The organism is Glycomyces sp. NPDC050141, from assembly GCF_055586545.1.
Map to the genome: position 1 here is coordinate 190,655 of NZ_JBVJHZ010000004.1, position 8,992 is coordinate 199,646.

Sequence of the window (8,992 nt, forward strand, 5' to 3'; positions counted from 1 at the left end):
CATGGAGGTAGCACCTCGTCCCGATCAAGAAGGGAACCCCTCCATGAGACGCCACCCCGTGGCCGGTATTCCGGCTGCCCTCCTGATCCTCGCCCTTGCCGCCTGCACCGGCCCGGGCGGCTCCGATTCCGGTGCGGCGCAGGACATGGCCGAAGCCGAGGCCCCCGATGCCGACGCGACGTACGACGCCAACGCCCCGGTCTCACCGGCCGACGATCCACAGTCGACTTTTGCGGTCGACGTGGACACCGCCTCGTACGACTACGCGCGCCGCTCGCTCCAGGACGGGGCGCTGCCGCCCGCCGACCAGATCCGGCCCGAGGAGTTCGTCAACTACTTCGACCAGGGCTACACCGAACCCGAAGGGAACGGCTTCGCCGTCAGCGTCGACAGCGCCGAGCTGCCGGACTGGTACGACGCGGGCGACGCGACCCACGTGATGCGCGTGGGCCTCCAGACCCGCAGCGAGCCCGAGACCGAGCGCGCCGACGTGAACCTGACGTTCGTCATCGACGTCTCCGGCTCCATGGAGGGCGACCGGATCGCCCTCGTCCGCGACTCCCTCGAACTCCTCGTGAGCCAGCTGCGGCCGACCGACTCGGTCGCGATCGTCACCTACGAGTCCGACTCCGAAGTGCTGCAAGGCATGACGGACGTCGGCGACGGCGACGAACTCCGCGCGACCATCGGCGAGCTCTATGCGCGCGGCTCCACGAACATGCAGGCCGGGCTGGAGGACGGCTACGAGCTGGCGGGCGAGGTGTTCGACCCGGACAAGGACAACCGGGTCATCCTCCTCTCCGACGGCGAGGCGAACGTCGGCATCACCGAGCACGACGCGATGCTCGAGGAACTGGGCGACGACATCGCCGAGGGCATCACGCTGCTCACGGTGGGCGTCGGCGACGCGTACAACCAGGAGCTGCTGGAGCAGCTGGCCGACAACGGGGACGGCTGGGCGGTCTACTTCGCGACCGAGACCGAGGCCGAGCGCGTCTTCTCCGAGCGGCTGACCTCGACGCTCGGCGTGACCGCGCGCGACGCGAAGATCCAGGTGACCTTCGACGACACCGCGGTCGCCTCCTACCGGCTCATCGGGTTCGAGAACCGCGCCCTCGACGACGACGACTTCGAGGACGACAGCGTCGACGGCGGCGAGGTCGGGCCCGGCCACAGCGTCACCGCGCTGTACGCGCTGACCCTGACCGGCGACGCCGGAGACGTTGCGACCGTTGGCGTGCGCTGGCAGGACCCGGACGGCGAGCACACCGGTTCGGCCGAGGCGGTCCTGCCGACCAGCGGCCTGAGCGAGGACGCCGATCCGCACCTGAGCGTCGACCTCGTTGCGGCGGCCTTCGCGGAGGTCCTGCGCGGCAGCGCCGACTTCGACTGCGAGGAGATCCTCCCCGCCGCCAGGGCGCTCGCCGAGTCGAGCGACGACCCGGACGTGGACGAGCTCGCGGAGCTGATCGCGACCGCATCCGAGTTGGGCGCGTAGCGGAGTCGCGAGGCCGCCCGCGATCGCTGACGCGGGCGGCTTCGCGAGCTATGCTCGACGCCGCCGAAACCGCCGGCGCCGGACCCCGTTCCAAAATTGAGCGCTGCGGCCCCGGCGTCCTAGCCGCCCGGCCGGTTGCCGAGGTCCGGGCATGTATTCGCTGGTGAAGAAGTTTTTGAACACGTTCGATCTTGCGTTTCCCGGGCTTGTGAAAGCATTCACAAGAGCGTGATTTCGGGATACCGAGACCGTAGCTTCAAAGCATGGATGCAACCCAGCTCCTCGCCCAGGCGTCCGATGTAGTCGCCGCCGCAGACCCCGCCGGGCTCATGCCCGCACGCCAGCAGATGGCGCTGTCGCTCGGATGGCACATCATCCTCGCCTGCTTCGGGGTCTCCTTCCCCGCCATCATCTTCGTGATGCACCTGCGCGGCATCCGCAAGAACGACCCGGTCGCGCTCAACCTCGCCAAGCGCTGGGGCAAGGTCTCGGCCGTGCTCTTCGCGATCGGCGCGGTCTCCGGCACCGTCCTCAGCTTCGAGATGGGCCTCCTGTGGCCCGGCCTCATGGGCACCTTCGGCGACGTGCTCGGACTCCCCTTCGCCTTCGAGGGCCTCGCGTTCTTCCTCGAAGCGATCTTCCTCGGCATCTACCTCTACGGCTGGGGCAAGATGCCCCCGAAACTGCACCTGCTCATGGTGCTGCCCATGGCGATCACCGGCGTCGTCGGCACCTACTGCGTGCTCGCCGTCAACGCCTGGATGAACGCCCCCGTCGGCTTCGACATCGTCAGCGGCGAGGTCGCCAACATCGAACCGTGGGCCGTCCTGTTCAACCAGCACGCGTTCCTCGCGTTCGCCCACATGTGGCTCGCCGCGTACATGGTCGCCGGGTTCACCATCGCCGCCGTCTACGCCGTCGGCATGCTCAAAGGCCGCCGCGACCGCCACCACCGCCTCGGCTTCATGGTCCCGTTCGCGTTCGCCACCATCGCGGCCCTCGCGCAGCCCCTCGCCGGGCACTTCCTCGGCCACGACCTCGCCGAACGCCAGCCCGCGAAACTCGCCGCGTTCGAGTACGCCGACGAGACCGCCGACGGCGCCACCCCGCTGACCATCGGCGGGTTCTACATCGACGGCGAAGTCAAGTGGGCCATCGAGATCCCCTACCTCTCCTCGGTCGCCTCGCTCAACTCGTTCACCGAACCCGTCCCCGGCCTCGACCAGGTCGCCGAGGAGGACGAGCCGCCCGTCAACTTCACCCACTACTCGTTCCAGGCCATGGTCGGCATCGGCCTGCTGCTCCTCGCCGCAGTCGCCCTCTACTGGTTCCTGCGCTGGCGGGGGCGGGACCTGCTCGACAACAAGTGGTTCCTGCGGTTCATGGCCATGACCGGCCTCCTCGCCATGACCGCGATGGAAGCGGGCTGGATCGCCACGGAAGTGGGCCGCCAGCCGTGGATCGTCTACGGCGTCATGCGCACCACCGAAGCCGCCGCCGACCACTCGGCCGGACTGTGGTGGTTCTACGGCGGGTCCGTGGTCCTGTATGGCGGCATGACGATCGCCGCGATCGCCATCATCCGCTCGATGGCCCGCCGCTGGCGCGAAGGCGCGGGCGACCTGCCGAGCCCGTACGGGCCGAAGCTCCTGGCCGCCGACGGGCCCGCCGAGGTCCGCGACTGCGCCGATGAGAAAGACGGCGCTGACGACGGCACCGCCGCCGCTGAGAAGGAGGCCGCGAAATGATGACGCTCGAGTTCGCCGTCGCCGCAGCGCTGTTCGCCGGGGTCGTCGCCTACGCTGTCCTCGGCGGCGCCGACTTCGGGACCGGCTTCCACGACCTCACCGCGGGCGGCGCCCGGCGCGGCGCTCCACTGCGGACGCTCATCGACCGCAGCATCGGCCCGGTGTGGGAGGCCAACCACGTCTGGCTCATCTACGTGCTCGTCATGTGGTGGACCGGGTTCCCCGAATCGTTCGCCGCCGCGATGACGACGCTGTACGTGCCGTTCGTGCTCGCGCTCGTCGGCATCGTCCTGCGCGGCGCCAGCTTCGCGTTCCGCAAGTACAGCGAGACCCTCTGGCAGGCAAAGCTGTTCGGGGCCGTCTTCGCCACGAGCTCGGTGCTCGCGCCGTTCTTCCTCGGCACGATCGTCGGCGCGCTCGCCTCGGGCCGGGTCCCGGCGGACGGCAACGGCGACCCGTGGTCGTCGTGGATCAACCCGACCGCGCTGTTCACCGGGTGCATCTCGGTCGGCACCTGCGCGTTCCTCGCCGCGACCTTCCTGACCGCCGACGCGGCCCGGCGCGGCGAGACCGCGCTGGCGGCGAAGCTCCGCGTTAGGTCCCTTGTGGTGGGTGCGGCGACCGGGGTGGTGGTGTTCGCGGGGCTCATCCCGATCGAGCACGACGCGCCGACGTTCTGGGACGGCCTGACCGGGCGTGCCGCGCCCGTCATGGCGCTCTCGGCGCTCGGCGGGATCGCGACGCTGGTCCTGCTGTGGCGCAGGCGCTTCGGCCCGGCGCGGCTGACCGCGGTGATCGCGGTCGCGGCGGTCATGGCCGGGTGGGGGATCGGGCAGTACCCGTGGGTGCTCGTCGACCAGGTGACTATCGCCGACGGCGCTGGTGCGGTGGCGACACTGCAGGGGCTGCTTGTGGCCGTGGGGATCGCGGCTGTGATCGTCGGCCCGGCGCTCGGGTACCTGTTCTATCTGACCCAGTCGCCCGAGTGGAACGGGGAGGCGGGCGGCGGCGTCAAAGCGGGCGAGGGCGGTCCGGTCCGCCGCGTCGCGCACTGGAGCCGGCAGCTGGGGAACTGACCACTTCGGACTTCGACACCTGCGGTGGATTGGGGGAGGGCCGGGCGCGCCAGTGCCCGGCCCTCCTCGGTGCGTCAGATGCTGAGCGACCAGCTGTTCAGCGTGCCGCTCGATCCGCCTGAGTAGGTGTCGGTGACGCGCAGCGTCCAAGTGCCCGAACGGGCTTCGGTGGAGAGGTTGACGCTGTAGGTCGCGGCGATGTTCGCGCCGGAGCCGCCAGCGGCCTTGAGGGTGCGGCTCGTGCCGTCAGGGGCGATGAGCGCGATGGTGATGTCGCCGCTGTACGGGTGGGTGATGTTGACGGTGACCGAGCTCGTCGATGACGCGGTGCCGGTGCAGGACAAGGCGATCGTGGAGTCCAGCGGCGAGCCTTCGGGGATCGCGGCGGCGGTGGTCTTCGAGCCGGTGCAGCCGGTCGGGGTGCCGCCGGAGGAGCCGCAGTAGGTCGTCAGGTGCGACTGGATCGCGGTCTTCTCGGCGGAGTCGACGGTGAGGTTGTACAGGTACTTGACGTGGGTCCAGGCCTTGACGTAGTCGCAGCGCAGGCCGGTGGTGTTGACGGGCATCCACTCGGCGGGGTCGTAGTCGCTCTTCGCGGCGTTCGAGGAGACGGTGGCGATCCACAGCTGCGGGGAGTTGATGTCGTTGGCGAAGGCCTGGCGCTGGGCGGTGGTCCAGGCCCAGGCGCCGGACGCCCAGGCTTCGCTCAGAGCCACGACGTGGTCGATGGAGGCGTTGGAGACCGTGGTCGTCCAGGTGTTGTCGAAGTCGGACTGCCAGTTGCCGGAGGTCGGCTGGCAGCCGTCGCTGGTGACGACGTTCTGGCCGTCGCGCTTGAGGACGTACTGGCGGGCGGTGCAGCCGCCGCTGCCGGTGACGGACTTCCAGTGCGGGAAGAGGTCGCGGTCGTAGGTCGAGCCGTGGGACTCGGCGGCCACGGTGAGCGCGTTGAGCTCGGACTGGGCGGTCGCGGTGGACGGGATGCCCGGCGGCCGGACGGCTTCGGCGGGCGCGGCGTCGAAGACGACGACGGTGAGGACTGCCAGCGCGGCCGCGACGAGCGCGGCGAGCGCGCGGCGGGCGGGGAAGGTCCAGGAAGGCATGGGTTCGGCTCCTGAGGTGAGGCGGTTGAGCGCGGTGACGGGTGACCGGCGGGCCGGTCGCGGGGAGTGGGCCCGCAGGGGATGGGACGCGGGCTTGGATTGATCAAATCATGGGATGATCGGCCGTGGCAATAGTCACAGTAGATTGTTCACATTCCTGACACTGCGCGGTTGGGGCCGAGGGGTCGGAAGTTCGCCGAGAGGCAGAGGCGCACAACGAAAGCCGCCCGCGCTTTCGTGCGTGGGCGGCTCCGTGTCCGGGTTACTGGACTTCGCGCCTCGGGTTGAGCTGGTCGATGAACCAGACGTCCACGAGGTCGCTCACGATGGCGCGCACCGGTTCCGAGGCCTCTTCGATGGGCTCGCCGTCGGTGCGGCCGATGACCACGTACATCAGGTAGTGCCCGTAGGTGTTGTAGCCGACCATGGTGGCGGCCCGGCCGAGCTCCTCGGCCTCGCCATCGGTCCGCAGGGCCGCGAAGCCGCCTTCGAGGCCCGCTTCGATGGCGGAGCGCAGCGATTCGGCCTCGGCCGCGTCGGCGAGGTTGAGCACGCCGGCGGTCGCGGCGTACTCGCCGTCGGGGTTGATGAGGGTCGCGCGGACGGTCTGAGTACAGTCGGCGTCGGCGAGCAGCTCGGCGAGCTCGTCGAGCCCGGCGTCGGCGCAGTTCGAGAGCTCTTCGGTCTCAAGGACTTTGTATGCGCCCGCGCCGCCTGCCGGGGCGATCGTGTCGGCGCCGAAGAGTTCCTCGATGGAAATCGGGTCGGTGTCGTTGTCGCGGCTGGCGATCGGGTCGACCACGTCGGGCGCGCCCGCGGTCTCGTCCACTGCGGACGGCTCATCGGCTCGGGGCTCCGCGCTGGGCGCGGACGGGTCGGGCTCGCCTTCGCGGAGGACGATGAACGCCCCGGCCGTGCAGGCCCCGGCGACGGCGACGGCGCTCACGATCGCGAGCGCGACCAGCCACCACCTGGTGCGGCGCCGGGCGCGCTGGGCGGCGCGGCGCAGGGGGCGCGAGGCCTGGATCTGGTCGAGGTGCGCCTCCATCTCCTCCTCGGGGGACCGCCTCGCGGGCGGCAGGGTGCGGTCGCCCGCGCCGAGCCGCACGGTCGGGGTGCGGTCTTCGGGGCTGAGCCGCGCCGTGGGGGCGCGCATCTGCGAGCGCTCGTCGTACTCCGCCCAGTCGAAACCTGGATTGTCCGGAGGCCGGTGCGCCTGCGTCTCCTGGGGAACTCCGAACGGTGACGGGCCATGTGCCATGGAGGCAGCTTAGACCCGCAAACATGCGAAACCGGGAAACGTTCCCCCGGGAGGTGGACGGTGTTGAGCGGGGTTCATCTCCTTGGGTGACAAGGCGTGCCACGTGACATATCACATGTCACACAGTGCACCCGGGGATCGAGAGGGCGCGGTGGGCGGTGGCATGTCACGCGCTACTGCAGGGGCGGGGGAACGGCGCAGGTCTCTAACCGGCCGATCCGTGCGACCCGGTCAGGCGGGGCACGCGACAATGTGGGGCATGTCCAAAGGCCCAGCCGAGAAGCCAGAGCACTACTTCAGCGAGCAGCCCGCCGTCGACGACCGCGAGCGCACCGTCGAGTTCGCGCTCGACGGTGTCGACTACGAGCTGACAACCTCCACGGGGGTCTTCTCCGGCAACCGCCTCGACCCCGGCACGAGCGTGCTGCTGAACAAGGTCGTGCCCCCCGAGGGGGCCGGGACCTTCCTCGACCTCGGCTGCGGTTACGGGCCCATCAGCGCCGTGCTCGCCCAGCGCGACGACGCCGAGATCTGGGCCGTCGACGTCAACCGCCGCGCCCTAGACCTGACCCGCCGCAACACCGAGAAGGCTCCCGGCACGGTCCACGTCGCCGCCCCCGAGGACGTCCCGGCCGAGGTCCGCTTCGACGAGATCTGGTCCAACCCGCCCATCAAAGTCGGCAAAGAGGCCCTGCACGAACTCCTCCTGACCTGGCTGCCGCGCCTGAACGACAGCGGCGTCGCCTGGCTCGTCGTCTCCAAGCACCTCGGCGCCGACTCGCTCGCGCGCTGGCTCACCGACCAGGGTTGGGAAGTCGACAAGCATGCGAGCGCCAACGGCTACCGGGTGCTGAAGGTCGAACGCCCCGAGGCGTAACGGCGCCCGCGGGCGCCGCTGCGCGGCTATAGGGCATGCCCCTTCCCACCCGCATCCACCTCCGACCACCATGTGAAATAAGGACACTCTCCCACATGGGTCCGACATTGACGGTTGGTGCCGTTTGGTCCGAGCGCGGGTTCGGGGTGAGGGTGTTGGATTGGTCCGGCGGCGGGTTCGGGGTGATGCTGAGGTATCGGTTGATGGAAATGTGCGGATAAAATATCGCCGGGTCGGCTCCAATGGCGCGACGACCTGTGGGAGCTCCGGCAACGGCAGTTTGCATCGTTGTAGAATTCGCGGGAAACGAGGAGGTGCGATGGCGGCGACCTTGCGCGATGTCGCGAAACTGGCGGGCGTCTCATTCAAGACCGTCTCGAACGTCATCAACGACTACCCGCACGTCCGCCCCGCGACCAGGGAAAAAGTCGAGCGGGCCATCGCCGAGCTCGGCTACAAGCCGAACCTCAACGCCCGCAGCCTGCGCTCGGGCCGCACCGGCACCGTCGCCCTCGCCGTCCCCGAGCTCAACCTCAGCTACTTCGCCGAACTCGCGGGCATGGTCATCGCCGCCGCCGAGGAGAACGGCCTCACCGTCGTCGTCGAGCAGACCGGCGGCGACCGCGACCGCGAGCTCGCGCTGCTGCACAGCCCCCGCCTGAGCATGACCGACGGCCTCATCCTCAGCCCCCTCGGCATGGGCCAGGAGGACGCCGAAGCGCTCGACGTCCCCTTCCCGCTGGTGCTCCTCGGCGAGCGGACCTTCGACTGGCCGTGCGACCACGTGACCATGCGCAACACCGAGGCCGCCCGCGCCGCCACCGAGTACCTGCTGGCCTCCGGCCGCCGCCGCATCGCCGTCATCGGCGAGTACGAGGGCGAGGTCATGGGCTCGGCCCGGCTCCGCCTGCGCGGCTACCGCGAGGCGCTGGCCGCGCACGGCGTCGAGTACGACGCCTCGCTCGTGGTGCGGGCGACCCTGTGGCACCGCGCTGACGGCGCCCGCGCGATGCACGAGCTGCTCGACCGGGACGTGCCGTTCGACGCGGTCTTCGGCTTCAACGACACGATGGCGCTCGGCGCGATGCGCGTGCTCCAGGAGGCCGGGCGCCGCGTCCCCGAGGACGTGGCGGTCATCGGCTTCGACGACCTCGACGAGGCCGCCTACTCGATCCCCTCGCTCACCACAGTGGACCCCGGCCGGGAGTGGCTGGCGCGCACCGCGCTCGGGACGCTGCTGGAGCGCATCGCCGAGACCGGCCCGAAGCAGCCGCCGCGGACCGAACTGGCGGACTTCACGATCGTCGAGCGCGAGTCGGCCCCGAGGAACTGAACGCGAAAAGGCGAGGGCGGGGGGGGGGGGGGGGCGGCCGCCCCCCCCCCCCCCCCCCCTACAAAACCGGCTCTTAGCACCTCCCCGCGTCTTGGG

Annotated in this window: 7 protein-coding genes; 5 read left to right on the plus strand and 2 right to left on the minus strand. The window is 70.1% G+C overall.

The window, feature by feature from the left end; translation table 11 throughout:
• Window positions 1-43: 43 nt before the first annotated feature.
• From ACZ60M_RS04210 to ACZ60M_RS04220, 3 genes are all read left to right on the plus strand, one after another.
• Window positions 44-1,498 (plus strand): vWA domain-containing protein, encoded by a 1,455-nt coding sequence (locus ACZ60M_RS04210; RefSeq protein WP_465414530.1) that lies wholly within the window; start codon window positions 44-46, stop codon window positions 1,496-1,498.
• A 263-nt stretch (window positions 1,499-1,761) separates the two neighbouring features.
• Window positions 1,762-3,246, plus strand: coding sequence for a cytochrome ubiquinol oxidase subunit I (locus ACZ60M_RS04215; RefSeq protein ID WP_465414531.1), 1,485 nt, complete (start codon window positions 1,762-1,764; stop codon window positions 3,244-3,246).
• Complete coding sequence (locus ACZ60M_RS04220) at window positions 3,243-4,322, plus strand: cytochrome d ubiquinol oxidase subunit II (protein WP_465414533.1); 1,080 nt, start codon at window positions 3,243-3,245, stop codon at window positions 4,320-4,322. The genes ACZ60M_RS04215 and ACZ60M_RS04220 overlap by 4 nt, the downstream gene beginning before the upstream one ends.
• 74 nt (window positions 4,323-4,396) lie before the next feature.
• On the opposite strand, the gene ACZ60M_RS04225 is transcribed toward ACZ60M_RS04220, so the two are convergent.
• Both ACZ60M_RS04225 and ACZ60M_RS04230 read right to left on the minus strand, forming a co-directional pair.
• Window positions 4,397-5,425 carry a proprotein convertase P-domain-containing protein gene (locus ACZ60M_RS04225; protein ID WP_465414535.1) on the minus strand — a complete coding sequence of 343 codons (1,029 nt, stop codon included), beginning with the start codon at window positions 5,423-5,425 and terminating at the stop codon, window positions 4,397-4,399.
• A 262-nt stretch (window positions 5,426-5,687) separates the two neighbouring features.
• Entirely contained in the window at window positions 5,688-6,686 is a 999-nt protein-coding gene (locus ACZ60M_RS04230; RefSeq protein ID WP_465414537.1) for a hypothetical protein, read from the minus strand.
• 259 nt (window positions 6,687-6,945) lie between these two features.
• Between ACZ60M_RS04230 and ACZ60M_RS04235 the strand changes: the two genes are divergently transcribed.
• On the plus strand, window positions 6,946-7,563 hold the full coding sequence (locus tag ACZ60M_RS04235; RefSeq protein ID WP_465414539.1) for a class I SAM-dependent methyltransferase: 618 nt from the start codon (window positions 6,946-6,948) through the stop codon (window positions 7,561-7,563).
• A 319-nt stretch (window positions 7,564-7,882) separates the two neighbouring features.
• Entirely contained in the window at window positions 7,883-8,896 is a 1,014-nt protein-coding gene (locus ACZ60M_RS04240; protein ID WP_465414541.1) for a LacI family DNA-binding transcriptional regulator, read from the plus strand.
• Window positions 8,897-8,992: the final 96 nt, after the last annotated feature.